General features: G+C 61.0%; 21 protein-coding genes. 5 read left to right on the top strand and 16 right to left on the bottom strand.

Features of this window, described 5'->3' with window-relative positions:
* Nucleotides 1-304 precede the first annotated feature (304 nt).
* The 4 genes from LCH65_RS24395 (at nt 305) to LCH65_RS24380 (ending at nt 6,643) form a co-directional block, all read left to right on the top strand.
* A complete protein-coding gene (locus LCH65_RS24395) occupies nt 305-1,231 on the top strand; it encodes an alpha/beta hydrolase (protein ID WP_052810440.1) in 927 nt (308 codons plus the stop codon).
* Nucleotides 1,232-1,296: 65 nt separating this feature from the next.
* Nucleotides 1,297-2,520, top strand: a complete 1,224-nt coding sequence (locus LCH65_RS24390) for an efflux RND transporter periplasmic adaptor subunit (RefSeq protein ID WP_060707943.1) — start codon at nt 1,297-1,299, stop codon at nt 2,518-2,520.
* Nucleotides 2,517-3,608 (top strand): efflux RND transporter periplasmic adaptor subunit, encoded by a 1,092-nt coding sequence (locus LCH65_RS24385; RefSeq protein WP_096120329.1) that lies wholly within the window; start codon nt 2,517-2,519, stop codon nt 3,606-3,608. Before LCH65_RS24390 ends, LCH65_RS24385 begins: the two co-directional genes overlap by 4 nt.
* The gene (locus tag LCH65_RS24380; protein WP_226439872.1) at nt 3,605-6,643 is read left to right on the top strand and encodes an efflux RND transporter permease subunit; all 3,039 of its coding nucleotides are present in this window, start codon (nt 3,605-3,607) and stop codon (nt 6,641-6,643) included. Before LCH65_RS24385 ends, LCH65_RS24380 begins: the two co-directional genes overlap by 4 nt.
* A gap of 4 nt (nt 6,644-6,647) precedes the next feature.
* Here the strand turns inward: LCH65_RS24380 and LCH65_RS24375 are convergent, their stop codons facing one another.
* From LCH65_RS24375 to LCH65_RS24365, 3 genes are read right to left on the bottom strand one after another with little or no spacing between them, the layout of a single operon-like run.
* Nucleotides 6,648-7,493, bottom strand: a complete 846-nt coding sequence (locus tag LCH65_RS24375) for an amidohydrolase family protein (RefSeq protein WP_058396327.1) — start codon at nt 7,491-7,493, stop codon at nt 6,648-6,650.
* A gap of 55 nt (nt 7,494-7,548) precedes the next feature.
* The gene (locus LCH65_RS24370) at nt 7,549-8,835 is read right to left on the bottom strand and encodes an MFS transporter (protein ID WP_058396328.1); all 1,287 of its coding nucleotides are present in this window, start codon (nt 8,833-8,835) and stop codon (nt 7,549-7,551) included.
* A gap of 49 nt (nt 8,836-8,884) precedes the next feature.
* Complete coding sequence (locus LCH65_RS24365; RefSeq protein ID WP_003435951.1) at nt 8,885-9,616, bottom strand: GntR family transcriptional regulator; 732 nt, start codon at nt 9,614-9,616, stop codon at nt 8,885-8,887.
* Nucleotides 9,617-9,878: 262 nt separating this feature from the next.
* On the opposite strand from LCH65_RS24365, the gene LCH65_RS24360 reads away from it, so the two are divergent.
* Nucleotides 9,879-11,078: an MFS transporter gene (locus LCH65_RS24360; RefSeq protein ID WP_054081076.1), complete on the top strand. Its 1,200-nt coding sequence runs from the start codon at nt 9,879-9,881 to the stop codon at nt 11,076-11,078.
* Nucleotides 11,079-11,084: 6 nt separating this feature from the next.
* Here the strand turns inward: LCH65_RS24360 and LCH65_RS24355 are convergent, their stop codons facing one another.
* The 13 genes from LCH65_RS24355 to LCH65_RS24295 all read right to left on the bottom strand — a co-directional run bounded on the left by LCH65_RS24355 (nt 11,085) and on the right by LCH65_RS24295 (nt 22,274).
* The gene (locus tag LCH65_RS24355; RefSeq protein WP_054081077.1) at nt 11,085-11,804 is read right to left on the bottom strand and encodes a dienelactone hydrolase family protein; all 720 of its coding nucleotides are present in this window, start codon (nt 11,802-11,804) and stop codon (nt 11,085-11,087) included.
* A gap of 73 nt (nt 11,805-11,877) precedes the next feature.
* Nucleotides 11,878-14,205 (bottom strand): type II secretion system secretin GspD, encoded by a 2,328-nt coding sequence (gspD, locus tag LCH65_RS24350; protein ID WP_122266724.1) that lies wholly within the window; start codon nt 14,203-14,205, stop codon nt 11,878-11,880.
* Nucleotides 14,205-14,735, bottom strand: a complete 531-nt coding sequence (locus tag LCH65_RS24345) for a general secretion pathway protein GspN (protein WP_003371856.1) — start codon at nt 14,733-14,735, stop codon at nt 14,205-14,207. The genes gspD and LCH65_RS24345 overlap by 1 nt, the downstream gene beginning before the upstream one ends.
* Nucleotides 14,732-15,343 (bottom strand): type II secretion system protein GspM, encoded by a 612-nt coding sequence (gene gspM, locus LCH65_RS24340; RefSeq protein ID WP_003435978.1) that lies wholly within the window; start codon nt 15,341-15,343, stop codon nt 14,732-14,734. Before gspM ends, LCH65_RS24345 begins: the two co-directional genes overlap by 4 nt.
* Complete coding sequence (locus tag LCH65_RS24335) at nt 15,318-16,412, bottom strand: type II secretion system protein GspL (RefSeq protein ID WP_054081078.1); 1,095 nt, start codon at nt 16,410-16,412, stop codon at nt 15,318-15,320. Before LCH65_RS24335 ends, gspM begins: the two co-directional genes overlap by 26 nt.
* Nucleotides 16,409-17,143 (bottom strand): general secretion pathway protein GspK, encoded by a 735-nt coding sequence (locus tag LCH65_RS24330; RefSeq protein WP_003435982.1) that lies wholly within the window; start codon nt 17,141-17,143, stop codon nt 16,409-16,411. The genes LCH65_RS24335 and LCH65_RS24330 overlap by 4 nt, the downstream gene beginning before the upstream one ends.
* The gene (locus LCH65_RS24325; RefSeq protein WP_003371841.1) at nt 17,140-17,772 is read right to left on the bottom strand and encodes a prepilin-type N-terminal cleavage/methylation domain-containing protein; all 633 of its coding nucleotides are present in this window, start codon (nt 17,770-17,772) and stop codon (nt 17,140-17,142) included. Before LCH65_RS24325 ends, LCH65_RS24330 begins: the two co-directional genes overlap by 4 nt.
* A complete protein-coding gene (locus LCH65_RS24320) occupies nt 17,769-18,140 on the bottom strand; it encodes a type II secretion system protein (protein WP_003343408.1) in 372 nt (123 codons plus the stop codon). Before LCH65_RS24320 ends, LCH65_RS24325 begins: the two co-directional genes overlap by 4 nt.
* Complete coding sequence (locus LCH65_RS24315; RefSeq protein WP_072366198.1) at nt 18,140-18,574, bottom strand: prepilin-type N-terminal cleavage/methylation domain-containing protein; 435 nt, start codon at nt 18,572-18,574, stop codon at nt 18,140-18,142. The genes LCH65_RS24320 and LCH65_RS24315 overlap by 1 nt, the downstream gene beginning before the upstream one ends.
* Before the next feature lie 8 nt (nt 18,575-18,582).
* Nucleotides 18,583-19,014 carry a type II secretion system major pseudopilin GspG gene (gene gspG, locus LCH65_RS24310; RefSeq protein ID WP_003317918.1) on the bottom strand — a complete coding sequence of 144 codons (432 nt, stop codon included), beginning with the start codon at nt 19,012-19,014 and terminating at the stop codon, nt 18,583-18,585.
* Between the two features lie 25 nt (nt 19,015-19,039).
* Nucleotides 19,040-20,242, bottom strand: coding sequence for a type II secretion system inner membrane protein GspF (gene gspF, locus LCH65_RS24305; protein WP_003371834.1), 1,203 nt, complete (start codon nt 20,240-20,242; stop codon nt 19,040-19,042).
* Nucleotides 20,239-21,963 carry a type II secretion system ATPase GspE gene (gene gspE / locus LCH65_RS24300; RefSeq protein WP_046719248.1) on the bottom strand — a complete coding sequence of 575 codons (1,725 nt, stop codon included), beginning with the start codon at nt 21,961-21,963 and terminating at the stop codon, nt 20,239-20,241. Before gspE ends, gspF begins: the two co-directional genes overlap by 4 nt.
* Before the next feature lie 83 nt (nt 21,964-22,046).
* Entirely contained in the window at nt 22,047-22,274 is a 228-nt protein-coding gene (locus LCH65_RS24295; RefSeq protein WP_187600060.1) for a hypothetical protein, read from the bottom strand.
* Nucleotides 22,275-22,317 lie beyond the last annotated feature (43 nt).

Raw genomic sequence — 22,317 nt, 5'->3', positions numbered from 1 at the left:
TGAATGTTACAAATCCGTATCCAGCTTGACCGTTTCAGCACCAGCAAGTTCACCCCAATAAATACGCTTTTCAGGTTCGATATGGCGTTTTTCCCCGATTAAATCCGTCTATTGGTCAAAAGATGATGGCCAAACGCCAAGGTGCAATGTGAACAGCTAGACATTTTTATGACGTCAGTGACTTGTCGCAATGCTGGCACTGCGTTATCTATGTCAGGGCAAGCACAGTTCCTGCGGTAACGTTTTCGCTGCACCCATAATAATAACTCACCGGATTTCGCCACTTACCAGGCGAGGCTTTGGCATGGCTGCCGAAGCAGAGAACACTGTACTAATTGCTGGATCAAATTTTAGCTGGGAGGCTGTTATGGGCGCACAATCGAAGATTCTAACCATCGGTAAGTACAAGGTGTACGCCGAGACTTACTGGAAAGGCAGCGACGCCAAGACCATTCTGCTGGTCAACGGCGCACTGTCGACTACTGGCTCTTTCGGGCAGACGGTCAAATACTTGCAACCGCACTACAATCTGGTGCTGTTCGACCTGCCATTTTCGGGGCAATCCCGAGCGCACAACCCGGACGACATGATTGTCAGCAAGGAAGATGAAGTAAACATTCTCCTGCAACTGATTGATCTCTATCAGGTAAACCACCTGCTGTCAGTCTCCTGGGGCGGTGTATCGGCCCTGCTGGCCCTCTCCGAATGCCCTCCTTCCGTGGAAAAGGCCATCATCAGTTCGTTCTCGCCGGTGCTCAACGAGGCCATGCTCGACTATATCGACAACGCCCAGATCTACCTCGCCGCACGCGAAAAGCGCAAGATCGGCTCACTGCTCAACGACACCGTGGGCAAGTACCTGCCGCGCCTGTTCAAACTTTATAACTACAAGCACCTGATCAGCCTTGCCGAGCACGAATATCGCCAGATCGACTTTCACATCAGCCAGATTCGCCAACTAAGCGCCAGTAACTACGTCGAGCGTTTTTCCTCGATCAACATTCCGGTGCTGTTCATCAATGGTGAAAAAGATGAATACACCACCGTTGACGATGCGCGGATGTTTTCCAACTACATCGCCAAAAGCAGTTTCAATGTCGTTCCGGACACCGGGCACTTTCTGGACCTGGAAAGCAAGGCGGCGTGGCACCACTCGCAAAGAACCGCACTGACATTTCTTGGCACTGAAGCTACCCAGGAGGTTTGGCCCAGCGTCACCGCGATGGCCTGAAGCTCGCTCGCCTGAGCCTGGGAAGCCCTTGCGCTTTTCCGGCCTGACGCTGTGACTCATGGATGATGTTGGCTTCTTTGATCGGGCAGTGCTATTCGTTGATGACTTTTCCCTTTGCAACGCTCCTGCGTTCGTGCTGCCGTGTTTCCGGAAATATCCGGCCGTTGCACTCTCTGTACACTCAGCCCGGCGTGGTGCTGGGGTTCATCTCGCTACTCTCGCTCAGCGCTTGCTCTGCAGGAAAACCCGCAGAAAAGGCGCTGGTGCGAGTCGTCGCGCAACCGGTTGCCCTACTGAACGTCGCCAGCAGTGTGACGCTGACGGGCGATATCCAGGCCCGCAAGGTGACTGAGCAATCGTTTCGCGTCTCCGGCAAGCTGATCAAGCGATATGCGGATGTCGGGGATCGAGTGCGGGTCGGACAGGTTCTTGCCAGGCTCGACGCGCGCGAGCAAAAGACCGAGCTGGCGTCAGCCAGTGCCGAAGTGGCCGTGCGACAGTCGCGACTGTACCTCGCCGAACAAAACTACCAGCGTCAACAAGTGCTGCTGCCCAAGGGCTATACCAACCTCAGTGAATACCAGAAGGCCCGCTCTGGCCTCGACAGTGCGCGGGCGGATCTCGCCGCACTGCAGGCGCAGCAGGCGAACGCGCGTGAACAGGTCGGGTACACCGAGCTGTTCGCCGCAGCCGATGGCGTCGTGACGGCGCGCTATGCCGAAGAAGGTCAGGTGGTTCAGGCCGCCACTACGATTTTCAGCGTCGCTCACGATGGCGAGCGCGAAGCGGTATTTTCCGCGTACGAGTCCTTGCTGCGCGCCGATCAGACCGGTGCTGCAGTGATTGTCAGCCCCCTCGGCCAGCCAGAGATTCAGCTGACCGGCATCATCAGGGAAATCACCCCCATCGTCTCCGCCGCGAACGGCACGTTGCGGGTGCGCGTTGCACTGCAGGGAGCTGCTGCACCGCTTGCGCTGGGCTCCGTGGTCAGCGCTCGCTTGCAGACGCAGTCGCAAATAGCGTTCGCCCTGCCTTGGTCCGTCTTGAGCCGCACACAAGGACAACCGGCAGTCTGGCGGGTGGACGCTGAGGCCAGGGTCAGGCTGACGCCTGTGAAAGTGCTGCGTTACGAGCAGGGTCAGGTCATCGTTTCAGAGGGGTTGTCCGAAGGTGATCGAATAGTTTCCCGAGGGCTGCAGTTTCTCTACCCGGGGCAACGGGTCGAGGTCGCAGAGCGAGCACCGGCCGAAAACCCCGTCTCGCTGGCCTCGTCGGGAGCTGCGCAATGAGCACCTCGTGCGCAGAACCACGAACGAGATCCCGCTGCTGGCTGATCTGCATTCTGATTGTGGCACTGCCGGGCTGCCGCGAAAAACCGCTTCGCGAGGTTGTCGAACGCCCGGTACTGTTCACCGAAATAGTCGACCAGCGCAGCGCCTCTTATGGCCGCTTTGCTGGCGTCATCCAACCGCAGTATGAAGTGCCGTTGGGGTTTCGCGTCGCTGGCCGACTGGCAACCCGGCACGCGGAGATCGGCGATCAAGTGCGCAAGGGCGATCTGCTCGCCACACTGGAACCCGGCGACCAGCAACACCGTTTACGCGCCCGCCAGGCGGAACTCGGCAAGGCCCAGTCCGCCTGGCAACAGGCGCGCGACGAGTTGACGCGCTACCAGCAGCTCTATGAGCGCGGTATCGGCTCGCGGGCGCGAATGGATCAGTTGGACAACGACCTGAGCACTCAGGAAGCGTTGTGCAATCAGGCCCGCGTGGCGGTGCAGCAAGCCCGTGATCATGTGTCCTACACCCGCTTGTCAGCCGAGTTCGATGGCCTGATTACTGGATGGCAAGCGGAGGTCGGCCAGGTCATGGCGACCGGTCAGGCGGTAGTCAGCCTTGCGCGCCCCGACAGCCGTGAAGCGGTCGTCGACTTGCCACTCGGTTCGCTGGATGAACGCCACCGCATCAGAGTGGTTTCGCAACTGAACGATCAGCTTTCAGTGGCTGCGAACGTCCGCCAGCTTGCACCGCAAATCAATGCCGAGACCCGCACTCAGCGCGTCCGCCTGGCCTTGCAGAACCCTCCGGACAGCTTTCGCCTGGGCTCGACCGTCACGGTAGAAATCAGTGGCGACGCGCCGGCGTTTCATGAGCTGCCCGGCAGCGCAGTGCTGCAGCGTAACGGCTCCTCTCAGGTGTGGGTGATCGACCCAACGACATCGACACTGATCCCGCGAGCGGTGCAGGTATTGGCGAGATCGGGCTCGACGGTAAGGGTCAGCGGCGAGCTGCACGAGGGCGAAAAGGTAGTGACTGCCGGCGTCAACGGCATGCAGTCCGGACAAAAGATCCGCCTGCAGCGAGAGGTCAGTTTGTGAAGGAGCGCTTCAATCTGTCGGCCTGGGGGCTCAGGCATCGCACGCTGGTCTGGTACATGATGTTCGTTTCATTGCTGATGGGCAGCTGGTCATTCCTGAATCTGGGGCGCGAGGAAGACCCTTCATTCGCCATCAAGACTATGGTCATACAGGCGCGCTGGCCGGGCGCGACGCTGCCCGATACCCTGCAGCAGGTGACTGATCGGCTGGAAAAGAAGCTCGAAGAAATCGACGCGCTGGATTACGTGAAAAGCTACACGCTGGCTGGCGAATCGACGCTTTTCGTCTTCCTCAAGAGTGAAACCCGAAGCGCCGACATCCCTGCGGCGTGGTATCAGGTGCGCAAGAAAATCAGCGATGTGCGCAGTGAGCTGCCCAGCGGCATTCAGGGCCCTGCGTTCAACGACGAATTTGGCGACGTGTTCGGCAGCATCTACGCGTTCACCGCCGATGGCCTGTCTTTCCGCCAACTGCGTGATTACGTCGAGCAAGTGCGCGCCGACATCCGCAGCGTACCCAACCTGGGCAAGATCGAGTTGCTCGGCGCCCAGCGCGAAGTCATTTATCTGAATTTTTCGATCCGCAAGCTCGCGGCGCTGGGCATCGATCAACGCCAGGTGCTGCAAAGCCTGCAAGCGCAAAACTCGGTTACGCCTGCTGGCGTGATGGAGGCCGGCCCTGAACGCATTGCCGTGCGGGCCAGCGGGCAGTTCAGCAATGAACAGGACCTCGAGGCCGTCAATCTGCGCTTCGGCGACCGGTTCTTTCGCCTCAGCGATCTGGCGACTATCGAGCGCCGTTATGCCGATCCGCCCTCCTCACTGTTCCGCTTCAATGGCCAGCCAGCCATTGGCCTTGCGGTGGCCATGAAGCAAGGTGGCAACATCCAGGCATTCGGCACCCAGTTGCAGCAGCGCGTCGACGATCTGACCACTGAATTGCCGCTGGGCATCGACGTACACCTGGTCTCCAGCCAGGCCGATGTGGTCGAAAAAGCCATCGGCGGCTTCACCCATGCACTCTTTGAAGCGATCCTGATTGTGCTGGTCGTCAGCTTCATCAGCCTCGGCATTCGTGCCGGTCTGGTAGTGGCCTGTTCGATCCCGCTGGTGCTGGCGCTGGTCTTCGTGTTCATGGAGTACAGCGGCATCACCATGCAACGTATCTCGCTGGGCGCATTGATCATCGCTCTGGGGCTGTTGGTGGATGACGCGATGATCACAGTCGAGATGATGGTCACCCGCCTTGAAAGCGGCGATTCATTACCGCAGGCCGCTACCTTCGCTTACACCTCGACCGCGTTCCCGATGCTGACCGGCACATTGGTCACGGTCGCCGGTTTCGTGCCCATCGGCCTTAACTCCAGTTCGGCAGGCGAATACGTGTTCACCATGTTTGCCGTCATTGCCGTGGCGTTGCTGCTGTCCTGGCTGGTGGCGGTACTGTTCGCGCCCCTGATTGGCGTGCACATCCTCAAAGCCTCGGCGCAACATGCCGCGCCGGGGCGCTGGATGCGTGGTTTCAGCCGCCTGCTGGTCAAGGCACTCGAGCACCGCGGGTGGGTGATCGGCATCACGTTGCTGATGTTCATCGGATCGCTGTTTGCAGGCAGGTTGCTGCAGAACCAGTTCTTCCCGGACTCCGACCGACCGGAAATCCTCGTGGATATCTACATGCCGCAAAACGGCTCCATCGAAGGTACCCGCCAGACCATGGACCGCTTTGAAGCAGCGCTCAAAGGGGATGCCGATGTGCTGCGCTGGAGCTCTTACGTGGGCAAGGGCGCGGTGCGTTTTTACCTGCCACTGGATCAACAATTGAGCAATCCGTTCTACGGGCAACTGGTGATCGTCAGCCAGGGTGGCGAAGCGCGTGACCGGCTGATCGAACGCTTGCGTCAGCGCTTTCGTGACGATTACGTCGGCGTGGGTGGCTACGTTCAGCCACTGAACATGGGGCCGCCGGTGGGCTGGCCGGTGCAATACCGGGTCAGCGGACCGGACATCGAACAGGTTCGCAGCCAGGCCATGGCGCTGGCGGCGATTCTCGATGCCAACCCGCATATCGGTCAGGTCATCTATGACTGGAACGAGCCGGGCAAGGTGCTGAAGATCGACATCGCGCAGGACAAGGTACGCCAGTTCGGCCTGTCTTCTGAAGACGTGGCGCAAATCCTCAACAGTCTGGTCAGTGGCACCACCATCACTCAGGTGCGTGACAGCACCTATCTGATCGACCTGGTCGGACGTGCAGACAGCGACGAACGCAGCTCGGTGCAGACCCTCGCCAACCTGCAGATCCCGATACCTGGCGGTGCGAGCGTGCCGCTGCTGGCGTTCGCCACGCTCAGTTACGAGCAGGAACAGCCGCTGGTCTGGCGCCGTGACAGGCTGCCGACCATCACCCTGAAGGCCAACGTGCTCGGCAAGCTGCAGCCGGCAGCGCTGGTCAGGCAATTGAAGCCCGACGTCGATGCCTTCAGCGCCGGCCTGCCGTTGCGTTACTCGGTCGCCACCGGCGGCGCAGTCGAGGCCAGCGCGCGCTCACAGGGTCCGATCCTGAAGGTCGTACCGTTGATGCTGCTGTTGGTGGTCAGCTTTTTGATGATCCAGTTGCACAGCGTGAAAAAACTGCTGCTGGTGGTTAGCGTAGTGCCGCTGGGCCTGATCGGCGTGGTCGCAGCCTTGTTGATGTCCGGCTATCCGCTGGGGTTCGTGGCGATTCTGGGCGTGCTGGCGCTGATCGGCATCATCATCCGCAACTCGGTGATTCTGGTCACGCAGATCGATGAATTCATCGCCGCAGGGGAAAGCGCCTGGACATCGGTGGTCAAGGCCACAGAACATCGCTGCCGACCGATTATGCTGACCGCAGCGGCCGCGAGCCTGGGCATGATCCCGATTGCCCGCGAAGTGTTCTGGGGGCCGATGGCCATCGCCATGATCGGCGGCATCGCCATCGCCACCCTGCTGACCCTGTTTTTCCTCCCGGCGCTGTATATGGTCAGCTATCGGATCAGGCCACATGTCGTTTAGCAGGTCAGATTTCCACCGGCAGGAAATCGAACAACGCCTGCGGGGCCTCGACCAACATAATGCGCTTGAGCGGGTCAGGGCATTCGAGCGCGCGGAGCTGCTCGACCACACCGGTGTAGCTGACCGCTTGCTCATGCTGGGTGTGCGGCCAGTCGCTGCCCCATACCAGCCGGCGCGGCCCAAAGCTTTGCAACAGCAAAGGCCATGCAGCGCGAGCAAACGTCGCGTTCTGCTCGACACTGCCGCCCAAACGATAGATTGCCGAAATCTTCATCCACAGCTGCCCGCTCAGGCCCAATTCCAGCAAGGCCTGGAACGCCGGATCGTCAACGCCAAGACGCGCATCGGGCCGCCCGAAATGATCAATCACCAGCTTGCAGCCAAACGGCAGCAACTGCCGGATCAGCGCCGGCAGGTCAGCGACCTCGCGGTGCAGTTCGACATGCCAGCCGAGCGTCCAGATGTGCTTGAACAGCGTCTTCCATTCCGGCGCGGCGAAGTCTGGCAGCGGCTTGCCGATCAGGTTCAGGCGGGTGCCGACAATGCCCAGCCCGGCCATACGCTGTAACGCACCGCGACTGATGTCCGTGTCGACCACCGCCACGCCGCGCAACCGGTCAGGAGCCTGCGCCAGGGCGTCGAGCAGAAACCGGTTGTCAGTGCCCAGAAAACTGGGCTGGACCAATACGCCGTGGCTCAGGCCGTGTTCGCTCAGGTTGGCCAGATAGGCGTGCACCGTTGCGTCATAATCCGGGCTGTAACGTCGTCCTGACGCCAGGCTCAAATCCTTGCTGAAGACATGCGCGTGGGCATCGATGCCCAGTATGGGCGTGGTACAGGAATCAGTCATGGGATCGTCTACAAAAAGTCAATGCGGCGCCGCAACACCGCGAATGAAAGGATTTTCAAGCCTGCTGCGCTGCGTCCTTGTCCAGTGGCTCGGCAATCGGCGGCATGGCCTCAAGGTTGCGCCCACGGGTTTCCGGCAGACAGAAAGCGGCGATCATTGCCACGCCGTAAGCAATGCCAGCGTCGATTCCGATGGCGCTGCCGAGCGACATTGACTGGCTCATATGCCCCACCAGAAACGGAAACACCGCCGACAGCACGCGCCCGAAGTTGTAGCAGAAGCCCACCCCGGCACCCCGCACCTCTGCCGGGTACAGCTCGTTGAAAAACGAACCGAGGCTGGCCGGAATGCCTGCGGCGAAGAAACCCAGCGGAAAGCCGAGAAACAGCATCTGCGTGTTGCTCAACGGCAGCATCAGGTAGCACTGCACGGTGACTACGCAACACAAGGCGAATAGTATGATGTTCTTGCGTCGACCAATCCGGTCGATCAACAGACCGCTGCACACGCAACCGCACCAGAACGCAACGATAATGACCGCCAGATAGCCGCCGGAACTGAGCACAGAGAGGTTGCGCTCGGTTTTGAGAAAGGTCGGCAACCAGGTCATGACCGCGTGATAACCGCCATGCGCACCAAGCCCCAACAAACCGCCGAGCAAGGTAACGCGCAGCAGCTCGGGGCGAAAAATCCCGGCCATCGACTTGAAGAAATTGCCCTTCGGCGCTGCGCTTTTCTGCATGCGCTGAAAGCTGTCCGGTTCTTCGACGTTGCGTCGCACCCAGATGATCATCAGGGCCGGCAGCAGGCCGACAAAGAACATCACCCGCCAGGCAATATCCTCCGGTACAAACGAGTAAATCAGGGTGAACAGCACCACCGCCAGGCCCCAGCCTACGGCCCACGCACTTTGCACGGTGGCCATGACCTTGCCGCGGTAGCGGGACTGGATGGTCTCGGCCATCAGCACTGCGCCTGCCGCCCACTCACCACCGATGCCAAAGCCCTGCAGTGCCTTGACGATCAGCAACTGGTTGAAACCGATCACGAACGCAGACAAAAAGGTAAAGAACGAAAACCACAGGATCATCCACTGCAGCGTGCGCACCCGGCCATAGCGGTCGGACAGCGTCCCGCCCACCCAACCTCCCAACGCCGACGTCACCAGTGTTACCGCGCTGATCAGCCCTGCATCGCCCTTGGTCAGGGCAAACGCAGCAATCAGGGCCGGAATGGCCAGACCGAACATCTGCACTTCCAGCGCGTCCAGCGACCAGCCGCCAAAACAGGCCCAGAAAGTCTTGCGTTCTTTGGGGGTGACGTCGCGATACCAGTTGAACATGGCTTTTATCCTTAAAGACGTTGAACGGCTCGGGCAGACTGCAGCGCTGTCAGCGAATTTCCACGCTGTAGCGGAAATGACTGGCGTGCCCTCGCGAGCGGCGCCACTCCAGAGGCTCACCGGCGTAGTTGCGCGCCAGGCGTTCGATGACCACCACCGCACTGCCGACCGGAATCTGCAGCAACCGGCCGTATACGTCGTTGACCGTCTCGGCCGTCAGGCTTTCTTGCGCACAGGCGACCACCTGACCGCAGACGTCTTCGTAGATCGGATAAAGCAATGGCCCCTGCGTATCGAGGTCAAGCTCCAGCAATGCCTGAAACCGCGCACGTGGCAGCCAGATCTCCTCGGCCAGCACCGGCTGGCCATCCAGCAACCGCAAGCGGACCATACGAATCACCGGCGCACCTGCGCCCATCCCCAGCGCCTGAGCGACCGACGAAGGCGCGTCCACAGGCTCGACGGACAAAATCCGGCTTTCCGGCACCCGGCGTTCACCCGCTTCGGTTTGAAAACGGAAAAAACGAAACAGCGAAGACTGAAACTGCGCACGACGAATGAACGTGCCACGCCCCTGCTGGCGCTCCAGAATGTTGTCGCTGACCAGCAGATCAATGGCCTTGCGTACCGTACCGGTGGACAGGCCATACTCTGCAGACAACGCCGCTTCGGTAGGAATCGCCTCACCCGGACGCCAGCGATTATTGGCAATCTGCTCCGCCAGGCTGTCGCGCAGGCGTTGGTAAAGTGGTAGACGTTCGTCGCTGGAAAGCTTGTTCATTATTTTATTCATCCAGTCATCTATATGAATTTTTGAAAAGAGTATTCATCCGTGGCAAGCGAAGGTCAATAGTCCGCGAGCGTGCGTGACTATACCGACACATCGCAGTGCTTCGCCGATCATCATTCCCGGAAATATCCTGTATCAACTCGCCGCACCTACTTAATCGCCGACAAAACCGTTAGCCTGCGCTGCATCGATCAAAAACCGTCTGACAGACACGTTTCCAGTGTCTGACAGTCCCTGCTCAAGCGAGATTTTCATGCCCCACTCGTCCCAATCCGCGCATAACGCTGTGACCATGACACCGGCCATGGTCATGCTGTTTGCCTTCTGCTGCGGCGCAATTGTCGCCAACATCTACTACGCCCAGCCGATCATCGAGCTGATTGCCCCGGACATCGGGCTGTCGAGCACGGCGGCCAGTCTGATCGTTTCGTTGACGCAGATCGGTTACGCACTGGGGCTGTTTTTTCTGGTGCCGCTGGGTGATTTGCTGGAGAACCGCAGGCTGATGCTGGTAACGACTGTCGTCGCGATTCTCAGCCTGCTGGGTGCCGCTTTCGCCGAGCAGCCGAATGTGTTTTTGCTGGTTTCGCTGCTGGTGGGCTTCAGTTCGGTGTCGGTGCAGATGCTCATTCCGCTGGCGGCGCATCTGGCTCCGGAGGAGTCGCGTGGGCGGGTCGTTGGCGGGATCATGGGCGGACTGCTGTTGGGGATTCTGTTGGCGCGGCCGATTGCCAGTCTGGTGGCTGACCATTTCGGCTGGCGGGCGGTGTTCGGCTCGGCGGCCGTGGTGATGATCGGCATCAGCGTGGTACTGGCGACCACCATGCCAAAACGTGTCCCGGATCATCGTGCGTCCTACGGACAATTGCTGTTCTCGCTATGGACTCTTCTTCGTACCCAGCCGGTGCTGCGCCAGCGTGCCTTTTATCAGGCCTGCATGTTCGCGACTTTCAGCCTGTTCTGGACCGCCGTGCCGCTGGAGCTGTCGCGCAATCACGGGCTGTCGCAAACCCAGATCGCGATCTTTGCCCTGATCGGCGCGATCGGTGCCATTGCGGCGCCCATCAGCGGCCGTCTGGCAGACGCCGGCTACACCCGCATCGCCTCACTGGGCGCACTGCTGTTCGGCGCACTCAGCTTTCTTCCAGGCCTGGTCCACCCTGCCTACAGCGTGATTGGCCTGGCCATAACCGGCGTAGTGCTGGATTTCTGCGTACAGACCAGCATGGTCCTGGGTCAGCGCACGGTCTACGCGCTGGATGCCGCCAGCCGCAGCCGGCTCAACGCGCTGTACATGACCAGTATTTTTATCGGTGGCGCCATTGGCTCGGCAGTCGCCAGCCCGCTGTTTGATCACGGTGGCTGGAGCTGGGTGCTGATCGCAGGCACGGCGCTGCCACTGATTGCGCTGCTGGCGTTTCTAAGGGACCGCTCGAAGCAAGCTAACGGCTAATGATCCTTAACGGTTTGACTGTTTCAACCAAGCCGCCAGATCCATCACTTCAGCCTCGTTGATGCTGTGCCCCATGCCGTCATAGGCATGCAACTGCGGCGTCAGGCCGAGCGATTTCAACGTCGCTTCGGCTTGCGGTGCGCTGGCATAGGCCACCTGGCGATCCTGCGTGCCGTGGCCGATGAATACGCTCAGAGCCTTGAGGTCGTCGGAGGCTTTGACCTCGGACTTCAAGACCGGCAGCAGCCGCCCGCTCAATGCTGCAAAACCGCCGACCAGTTTTGGCTGTCGCAGCGCGACTTCGTAACTCATCATGGCGCCCTGGCTGAAACCGATCAGGAAGACCTTGCCTGGCTGGGTATGAAACTTCTCAGTGGCTTTGCCGATGAACGCAGCCAACCGGGTACCGCTGCTTTTCAGGTCTTCAGTCACACCGTCGTAATCCGCGACGCCGGGCTTCTGGGTGAACCATTTGTAGCTGTCAGCGCGCAACTCCATCGGCGCCTGTACCGACACGTAGTTGTAGTCGGCCGGAAGCTCTTCCTTGAGCCCGAACAGGTCGGCCGCATTGCTGCCGTAACCGTGGATGAAAATCACCAGCGGCTGGTCAGGCTTGTCGACATTGGTCTGCGCCAGGTAATCCAGTGGCAGATCGGTGTGCAAGGTGTCCTGCGCCTGTGCCATTGCGGTAAAGGCGAACAGCAAGGCAGCGAAGAATTTCAGCATGTTCATGACCTCTGTTTGACGCTGCCAACGGGCAGCGTCGTGAGTGGGCGTGGTGGCGGAAGCCAGCACAGCGTCAGTTCTGCATGCTGGTCCGCGAAACTTCCGGCTTGATCAACTGCATCTGCTGACGGTAATCATCCGTCACCTGACGTGCCTGGCTGCTGCTGGTGATGACTCGCGGCGTGATCAGCACGATCAGTTCGGTACGGTCCTTGGACTTGCTGGTGTTGCCGAACAGCCATCTCAAACCCGGGATGCGTCCCAGATAAGGTACGGCGCTGACCGACTCGGCGTTATCCTGCTTGATCAAACCGCCCAGCAGCACGGTCTGACCACTCTGCGCGGCCACTTGCGTGGCCACCGAACGGGTGGAAATACGCGGATTGCCGTTGGCATCGTTGTTGTTGGCATTGGTGTCGGCACTGCTGACCTGCTGCTGAATGTCCATGTACACCAGGCCGCCCGGATTGATGCGTGGCACGACATCGAGAATCACACCGGTCTGCACATATTCGACGCTGCTCAATGTGGTGTCGGTGGAGGTGTTGGTGTTGATCGAGGTCTGGCTGATCGGGATGTTGTCGCCGACCTGAATCTGCGCCTGCTGGTTGTTCATCACCACCAGCGAAGGTGCCGACAGAACCTGGGTGCGGCCATTGGTTTCCAGCGCCCGCAAGGCGACTTGCAGATTGTTGCTGACGAAGGAATAGAAGAACGCGTCAGTGGAGGCCAGCGCAGCCCCGCCAGTACCAATCGCCCCCTGACTGCCTGAAGTGTTGGTCACGTTGCCGGTGGTACCCGAGTTGCCCGCCAGACGCCCCAGGTACCACTGCACACCCATGTCCAGCTCGCCCGTGAGCTGAACTTCCAGAATGCGCGTTTCGATCTGCACTTGCAGCGGCGGATTATCGAGGCGTTTGATGGCCGACTCGATCTCCTTCCACTGCGCCGGACGGGTGCGCACCAGCAACTGGTTGCTGCTCTTCTGCGCAGTGATGCGCGTGCCGGCGTCCAGAGACTTGTTGTTGCCGCCAGACCCGCTGCCGTCCTGACTGGCCGAATCCGAATCGCCGCCGCTCTGATCGTCGCCTTCCGATTCGCTGTCGCTATTGGTCTGGCTGTTGTTCATGCCCTGACTGTTGCCAAAACCTCCGCCATTGCTCAGGCCGCTGCCAGTGCTGCCCAGGCCGTTGGAGCTGCTCATGCCGCCGACACCGCTGCCGCCACTGGAGTTGAGCGATGACAAGGTGGTGGTGCGCAGGCCCGGTGCAACCTTGGCCGCAGCGTCTTCCTTGATGGCACCCGTACCGTAGATCTGCCGCAGGTATTTGGCCAGATCAGTGGCCTTCATGTTGCGCACGTCATACACATACATCTGCGGCTCGTTGCCACCCCCTTCATCGATGGTGTGAATCCACTCGCCGACCTCGTGCAGGTATTCAGGCTGCGAGGAAATCGCCACCACCGAGTTGGTCCGCTCGATCGGCAGGAAACGCACCATGCCCGCCAGCGGCATACCGCTTTCCGGGCCGAACATTTTCTGCAGCTCGGGCATAAGCTCGCCGACCGAGGCGCGTTGCAGGCCGAAGACACCGACCGACATGCCTTTGAGCCAGTCCACATCGAAGGTGTCGATGGTGTCCTGATAGTTGGCCAGCTCTTCCGGCGTACCCGCCAGGCTGAGCACGTTGCGCGCCGGATCGACCAGCAGGAAAGCGTTTTCCCGGGCGAACGGCTTGAGCAGCTTCTGCATTTCCGTCGCCGAGATGTAGCGCAGCGGAAACAGCCGCGCCGACATGCCTGCCGAAGGTTGCGCGACGCGCATTTCCGGGACCAGCTTGCCCGCCACCGCCTGATTGGACGGCAGAATCACATAGCGGTTGCCCTGCTTGATCATCGCGTTGTCGGTCCAGGACAGCAGTGTCTCGAGAATCGACAGCGCCTGCTGTTTGTTGACCGGCTTGGACGTCGAGAAGCTCACATCGCCTTTAACACCTTGGGCAATGCTGTAGTTCTCGTGCAGCAGATCGCCCATGATGCTGTTGATCACCGCCTGAATCGGCTGGTTGGTGAAGTTGAAGACGATGTCACCGGTCTCGGCCTGACGCGCTGCCGGAGCTGCGGCGGGCTGCCGGATGAAACGCTGGTTGCCTTTGATGATCTGCCGCTGCGGCGAGCTGGTCGCCTGCTGGGAAGGTGGCTCGACGGGCGGTCTTTCGCTGCGCGGGTCCACCGGCGGGCGTTGTGAACCGGTTCCCTGGAGCGCTTCCTGCAGCATGCCATTGTCGGGATCGAGTGTGTCTGACTGTGACGCGCAGCCGCCAAGGGCGACGGCGGTGGCCAGGCAAAGCAAGGGTGTGCGCAAGGTAGCGATGGCAGGAACTCCAGAAAAGGTACCCATCACAGGGTGGAATCGTTGGTTAAGGTAATCGGCGGTGTATTCGACGGCGGCGGCAGACGCAGCGCGGGCAGGCGCAGGACTTGCGAGCGGTCATCAAGTTTGAACGTGGCCTGGGTGGGCTCCAGACGGTCCAGCGTCCAGCCGTTGGGCAAGCGATCGCCCTGACGGACTTTCAATGCCGGACCGCTGGCCTGCTTGAGCAGTGCCACGCGCAACGAGCCGTCCATGATTACCCCGGTCAGGGTCAGGCCAGCCAGATTGGTGGCCTGCGCATCGGCTTTGCGAACGGCCACGTCAGGGCTGCGATCAGGACTGAACAGCGGGGTTTTCCAGGTATTGGCGAGGCTGTCGAGTGTCGCCGAAGGCGCGCTGTGGACCTGCGCCCTCTGATCGACCGGGTCGCGCGGTGCCTGCTCGGGCAGCCAGTCCGGTGAGTGCGCGGCGCCGCTGACAACCAATGCGATCAAGGCTGCCAGGACTGCGGCGAAAGCCAGCAGTGCCCACTCCAGCGGACGCAGTGAACCGATCATTGCTCGCCCTCGCCGGCACTGGCCGGTTGCAGGTAGCCACGCACCAGCAGGTGCACCACCAGTTTGCCGGCAGCACCGCTGGCCGGAGCGTTGGCGTCGCGACGCATACTCATCTCATCAATAAACAAAAACGGGCGCTGATACTCCAGCGCATGCAGGATCGCAGTCAATGGTTCGATGGCGCAGTTCAGGGTCAGGCTGACCTTGACCTGCCGATACGGCTCGGCGCTGTCCTGCTCCGGGGTGATCGGCATGCGCTGGGTCAACTCGCAGCCACCGCCGGTGCTGGCCTGGCTGCTGATCAGGTCGGCAATGCGTTGCATCAGATCAGCGGCCACGGCACTGGGATCTTCGCCCGGCAGGAGGCTGGTGCTGCTGGCCGGATCACGACGCGCCTGCTCCAGTTGCTCGCGCAACGAGCCACCCTGCTGCAGAAGGCCAGCGTAGCGCTGCTGCTGTTCGCGCAGCTGGTCGGTCTGTTCGTTGATGTCACGCAGTGGACCGGCGAACCAGCTGTCTATCAGCAACCAGTAAGCCAGGCACAACACCAGAGCCAGGATCATCAGGGCAGCGCCCCGCCGCTCACGGCTTGTCAGTGGACGGCGCATCGGCGTTCTCCTGCTGCTGGTTCTGGTGCAAATGCGCGCGCAGGGAATACTGATCCTTGCCGGTTTTGGTGTCGGGCTGGATCACCCCCTGAAACTGCGCATTATCCAGACTTCGGCAGTCCTTGACGCGGCCGATCAGCGCACTGGCCTTGGCGCTCTGCCCTGAAAAGGCCACCTCGGCACTGTCGCTGATTTCCAGGTGCTCGATCCAGGTGTCCGAAGGCAGGCAGGCGGTCAGCTCGCTGAGCAGCGCCGAAAGCGGCGGTTGAGCAGCCTTGCGGCGCAACAGGTAGTTGGCAGCGCCCAGAGTGTTGGTCAATTGCTGGCGCAGTTGTTGGACCTCGCCAACCTGAGCCTTCTGCGCCTTGACGCTGGCCTGCATGTCATCGAGCAGGCTCTGGCGGTCGTTCAGCCACAGCAACATGGCGCTCAGCAGCAGGCCGGCACATAGCCAGATCAGCCCGCGCTGCAAGCGATGGCCGGAGCGCGACTGTTGCGGGCGCAACGGCATCGGCAGCAGATCGACACCCATGCGCTGCCCTGTAGTCAGGTTGTCAGCGCACACATCAGTGCCCACATCGACAGCATCGGGACGCAACCCACGCTCGGCGCACTCACGGAGTATCGCGTCCAGCCGCTCGCGCAGTATTGCCACCAGCGTGACCTGCACAAAGCTGGCGCTGCGACTGTCCTGACGGGCCACGAAGTACAACTGCCCAGCGTCAAATGGCGTGAAACGGTCAAGCTCGTAGCCGACCACAGTCGACAGATTGCGTGCCGCAGCCGCAGGAAGCTGCAAGGTCTGCAACAGCACAGCCGACGGCGGCAGCAGCAACACCCGCCGCACCTGAGGCGATGCATCGGGCAGCGGCTCGACCAACGGCCAGACAAGCGTCTGCTCCACGGTCTCGCGGCCCAGCCATCGACGCACACGCGGCGGCAGGCAGGCGCGAAGCTCCGTCACCCACCACTGCCAGGCGTGTTGCGCCGGACTGCCACGCCACTGCCGGGCGACCTGTTCGCGTAACGCATAAACAGGCGCCAGACGTGCAGAAACTGATGAATTCATTCTTGCCAACGCAACACCCTGTAGGGCTGTGCGCCTCCCTCCGATGGGCTCAATAAAACAGTGGTCTGTAACAAGGCGGTCACACCGCCCGGTCGTTCTGCGCGCGTGTCGATGGCCAGTACCTCACCGGGATCGGCCCCGACCGCGCTCTGGTTCGGCAGGTTCAAGGCCCGGCGCAGCAACGCCGAAGCGAATGCCGGGTCGGGCCGATCCAGACCGCTCCATAATGTTATTTCCGGTAGCAACCGGGCATACAGCGCCTGGCTCATGCCCGGCAGTTGGCGAACTTCCTCTACCACCCGCAACGGTGACTGACCGCCATTGCGCTGCGACTCCAGCACCTGGGCGATACCGCTGGCCTGATTCTTAGCCGCGCCACAGGCCTGCAGCAGACGCGATATATCAGCAACCGGTGCGCTGTTGAGGTCCAGCTTGCCCCGCTCGCTTCTGATGCTCACCAACAGTTGCGTGTCATCCATCCGTAACGAGACCACACGCCCGTCGGCAATCCAGCGTTTGCGCTGTTCAGGATCGAGCAAGCCCTGTACAGCCATATTCATGCCAGCTTCGGCAGCCATCAGCGCCTGGGTATTTTGCCGTAACCAGAGCGACTGCCGGCTCTCCAATTGCACCCACCCGGCCAGCCCGCCGAGCAACAGGCTCAGCAGTGCCAGCACCCAGAGCACCACCAGCAGCGCAACACCGCGCTGCGATTGGCCGGTCACATTCATTCGCCGCCCGCCCCGCCGGACAGGTCCAGACGCAAGGCCACCACTTCAGAGACCCATTTCACCGCGCCATGGGTCTGCATATCGATGCGCACCGCGCCCGGCAAGCGATTCGGCCAGGGCCATTCGGCCATCCAGCCGGTCGGCTTGCCCTTGGGCGTCAGCCCGCGATAACTGAACGTCAACGACTCGACGTTTTGCAGCAATACCTGAGGCTCACCCCAGGGTTTGAGGGCAATGCCATTCGCACTGGACAGAACCTGAGCGAACGACACTTGCAAAGACCGATGGTCTTGCGGCCCCTTGAGCTCCAGACTGTGAACCTGGATACCGCCGCCTAGCTCGCCCGGCAGCGTTGCGACAAACCGCAACTGCTGCGCCGAGCCTTCAAAAAAACCGCTGTTGACGTCATCTTCACCAGACGTGTCCAACGGCAGCGCCTGAGCGATCGAGCTACGCAGAAACGCTTGCGCGGCGCGGATCTCGTCCAGGTTAACGGTGTAGCGCTCAGCCTTGAGCACGGCACGATTGGCGCCCAGCAACGCCCCGGCAACCAGTACCAGCAACACGCCGAGCAGGCTTATCACCAGCAGCACTTCCAGCAGCGTGAAGCCACGCTGGGTACGCATCATGACCCCGCACCGCTGACAGCGCCGCGTAATTTAAACGTGCTGAACTGCGCCTTGCGCTGATGTTCACTGAGCATCAGGTCGAGGCGAAACATCCTCGCCTGACCATTGGCGCCCGGCAACTGACGGATATCCAGTGTCCAGTCGATGCCTGCGAGTTCGCCCTTTCGCGTACCGTTTTCCAGCGGACCGGCGCTTTCCTGATCCATTATCGTGCGTGCCGCATGGCTCAGCCGGTCACTGCGCGACACCTGCTGCAAGGAGCGCGCGCTTTGCCCGAACGCCACCAGCAGAACACCGCTGCACACCGCCATGACGGTCAGTGCAGCAAGCATTTCCAGCAGGGTGAACCCCGACTGCGATGTTTTCATTAAAGCGTCCGGACCTGGACGCTGCCGGTCAGCCAGCCAATATCAATACGCCAGCGCCGGTCGCCGTCAGCGACCACCACGTTGCCACCGCTGGAGCCGCCGTCCGGATAGAACTCCACGGCGGAGCCAAGATCGGACGCAGTCTGCATGGTCACGCGCAGGTTTTCCGGCCAGTGCATCTCGCGCTTGCCCGGCGCCTTGAAGGTCGCCTTGCGCAGGTTGAACTCGGTGCGCGCCGGCTGACCGGTCACAATTGCACGCACTCTGGTTGCCCGCAGCGCTTCGACCATGTCACCGACCGCGCGCCGTTCACTGGCGGTACTCAAACCCTGTTGCAGACCGAAACCCACCAGACCGACAGCGATGCTCATCAACACCAGCACCACCAGCATTTCCATGAGGGTAAAACCCCGGCTTGCGACAGGCGTTCTCATGCCGAGCTTTACTCCCAGTTGCCCAGGTCGGCGCTGTAGCCTTCGCCGCCCGGCTGACCGTCCTGGCCGTAGAAGATCAGGTCGAAGCTGCCGTGCTGGCCCGGGAAGCGGTAGCCGAATGCATGACCGAACGGGTCCTTGAGGTCCGAAGGCTTGGCATAAGGGCCGTTCCAGTTCGACGCATTGCCCGGTTTCTCAGTCAATTGCTGCAAGGTTTTGGGCGGCGAACCAACGTCCAGCGCGTAGCTTTCGATCTTCATGCCCAGGCTGGCCAACTGAGCCTTGCCTGCGCCGTATTTGCCCTTGTCGACGTTGCCGCCCACCTGACGTACGACGATGGTCGCAACGATGCCCAGCAATACGATAACGGCGAGCATTTCCAGCAACGTGAAACCGCCCTGTCGACGTGCGGGTTTGAAACGTGTACGGCTAAAAGTCATCGGAATGGTTTCCTCTTTCATGAATTCAGATATTGCTGGTCAGACTCATCAGCGGCAGCATGATGGCCAGCATGATCACCGCGACCATGCCCGCCATCACCACCGTCAGCGCCGGGACGAGCGCGGCCAGCATGCGGTCGATACCGCGCTTGGCCTCGACGTCGAACACATCGGCGACCTTCATCAGCATGGTGTCCAGTTCGCCCGCCTGTTCGCCGACCTCGATCATTTGCAGCGCCAGATCCGGCAACAACGGCTGCGCGCCAAACGCGCTGGCCAGCGTGCCGCCACCCTTGACCGATTCGGCCGCCTGCTCGACCTGCGCTTGCAGGGCACGATTGGTGCAGACCTGGCGAGCGATCACCAGCGCCTGCAACAACGCCACGCCATTGGTCAAAAGCGTACCGAGGGTTCGAGTCAGGCGTGCTGCCTCGATGCGTTGCAATAAAGGACCGATCACCCGAATGCCCAGCAATCGGCGGTCACGGCGCTCGCGACGCTGCGGGTCGCGCATGCGAATGGCCATGCCCCAGATCAATGCGATCAGGCCCGCCAGCACAGCCAGCCCGTAGTCGCTCAAAAACTGTCCGAGGTTGAGAATGACCTCGGTGATCAATGGAATCGGCACGCCCAGATCCTTGAAGATCGGTACGAATTGCGGCACGACATAGGCCAGCAACAGGGCCAGAGAACCCAATACGCCTACCACCAGAAAGGCCGGATAGATCAGCGCGTTAATCACTTCGCCACGCAGCAACTGGCTACGCTCCAGGTAATCGCTCAACTGGCGCAGCGTGCTTTCCAGTGCGCCACCGGCTTCACCGGCGCGAACCATGCTTATATAGAGGGGCGAAAACTGGCTACCCTCTTCCTCAAGCGCCACGGACAGCGGCTTGCCAGCCTTGACCTGTTCGCGAATGCGCTCGATCAACGCCTTGGTCTGCGGTTGTCCAGGCTGTTTGAGCAAAATTCCAAGCGATCGTTCCAACGGCTGCCCCGCGCCGAGCAGCGTTGCGAGCTGCTGGGTGAAGCTGACCAGCGCCGCGCCATTGAGCAAGCCGCTGCCCAGCGCACGGCGCAAACCGCCCATACCGGCGGCATCGACCTGCAAGACCATCAGGCCACGCTTCTGCAACGCGGCAATGGCGGCATCCTGATCGCGGGCTTCCAGAGTGCCATTCTGCGGCGCGCCCTGAGCATCCAGCGCTCGGTACTTGAACAGACTCATGTGCCTTCACCGCGGGTGACGCGCAGCACTTCTTCCAGCGAAGTCACCCCGGCCACGGCCTGACGCAGACCTTCTTCATGCAATGTGCGCAAGCCGCCACGTCGGGCAGCCTCTTCCAGCGTCGAAGCGTCGGCATGACGCATCAAAAGACTGCGCAGTTCTTCGTTCATCACCAGCAGTTCAGTGATTGCACTGCGCCCGCGATAGCCACCGCCGGGCGCATCGGCACGCGGGCGATACAGACGGATGGGGCGCTCGTCAGTGAAGCGCTCCAGCCCGTGTTCGGCGATCAACTCCGGTGGCGCATCAAAGGCTTCCCGGGTTGCAGGATCGAGGCGACGGACCAGGCGCTGAGCCAGAATCCCGTTGACCGTGGACGCGATCAGGTAGCTTTCAACGCCCATGTCCAGCAAGCGGGTAATACTCGCCGCCGCGCTGTTGGTGTGCAGGGTCGAGAGCACCAGGTGACCGGTCAATGAGGACTGGATGGCAATACGGCAGGTTTCCAGGTCGCGCATCTCACCGATCATGATGACATCCGGGTCCTGACGCACGATAGAGCGCAGCGCTCCGGCGAAATCCAGCCCGATGGATGGCTTGACCTGAATCTGGTTGATACCTTCGAGCTGATACTCGACCGGATCCTCAACGGTGATGATCTTGCGCTCGGCCGTATTGAGCCGTGACAGCGCGGTGTACAGCGTGGTGGTCTTGCCAGAACCGGTCGGCCCGGTGACCAGCAGAATGCCGTGCGGACGCTCCAGCACGTCGAGAAATTCGTCCAGCCGTTCGCCATCGAAACCCAGGCTCGGGAAATCGAAGTTGATGGTCTGCCGGTCCAGCAGACGCATGACCACCGATTCGCCAAAGCTGGTGGGCACTGTCGATACCCGCAGGTCCAGCTCCTTGCCCTGGATGCGCAGCATGATCCGGCCATCCTGCGGCAGACGACGCTCGGCGATGTCCAGCCGCGCCATGATCTTCACCCGGGAAATCACCGCGGCCGAAGAACTGGACGGCGGTGCTTCGGCTTCGTGCAAGACACCGTCGATGCGATAGCGCACCTTCAACTGGCTCTCGAAGGGCTCGATATGGATGTCGGACGCACGCTGTTCGACCGCGCGTTGCAGGATCAGATTGACCAGACGAATGACCGGCGCTTCGGAAGCCAGGTCCTTGAGGTGCTCAATGTCTTCCAGCGAGCCGCCCTCTTCATCCAGGTTTTCGATCAAGGTGCCCATCGCCGAGCGGCCCTGGCCGTAGTAGCGTTCGATAAGGGTCTCGACCTCGTTGCGCGGGCCGATGGAAAGTCGCACGGGCACCTCGCAGGCATAGGCGATGGCCTGAAACGGGTACAGCGTGCCGGGGTTGGCACTGAGCACTTGCAGGCCTTGATCGCTCCAGCCGACTGGCACGACTTGATAGTGGCGCATGAAGCGTTCGGTCAGCGGCGGCAGAGGATCCAACAGTGGCGGCACGGCATCGGCGAGCAACAACGGTGCCTGCAGCAATGCCGCCCATGCGCGGGCCAGTTCGAATTCGGAAACCAGGCCCAGACGCGTCAGCAGCCCGAGCAACTCAGTGCCTTCCGACTCCTGCTGCAAACGTTGCGCGCGCTCCAGATCGGCCGTTTTCAGACCAGCATTTTCTATCAGCCAGGCACAAACCTGCTGGGCATCCGGAATGAGCAGACTGGAAACATCGACGGGAGCTGACGGCATGAATGAGGGCATTTTGCTACTTCGGAGGGACATATTACAGCACTCTCCGACTGGAGAGTGCTGCGCTCAAAGGCTTCAAACGATCAGTTTGACTGCTTTTGAGTGGTTGCGTTCTGCGGGCGACCACCTTTTGTCGTTTCGGTCTTCTGGTTTTGCGCCTTCTGCGCTGCCTTGGCGTCCTGGGTCTGGGTCATCACGGTCTCGTCGCCGGCACCGGAAGTCGCGTCTGCGTCTGTCGCGTCGTCAGCAAAGACCGCACCACTCAGGGCAAGACCCAACACCACACCGGCACTCATCATGGAAAACTTCATCGTATTAACTCCTCGAAAAACAAAAAGAGCCCCGCAAAAAATC

Origin of the sequence: Pseudomonas sp. MWU16-30316 (genome assembly GCF_020515645.1) — a bacterium.
Lineage (GTDB): Bacteria > Pseudomonadota > Gammaproteobacteria > Pseudomonadales > Pseudomonadaceae > Aquipseudomonas > Aquipseudomonas cerasi.
The sequence above is the reverse complement of the archived record's forward strand: the minus strand, read 5'-3'. Positions and strand labels throughout refer to the sequence as shown.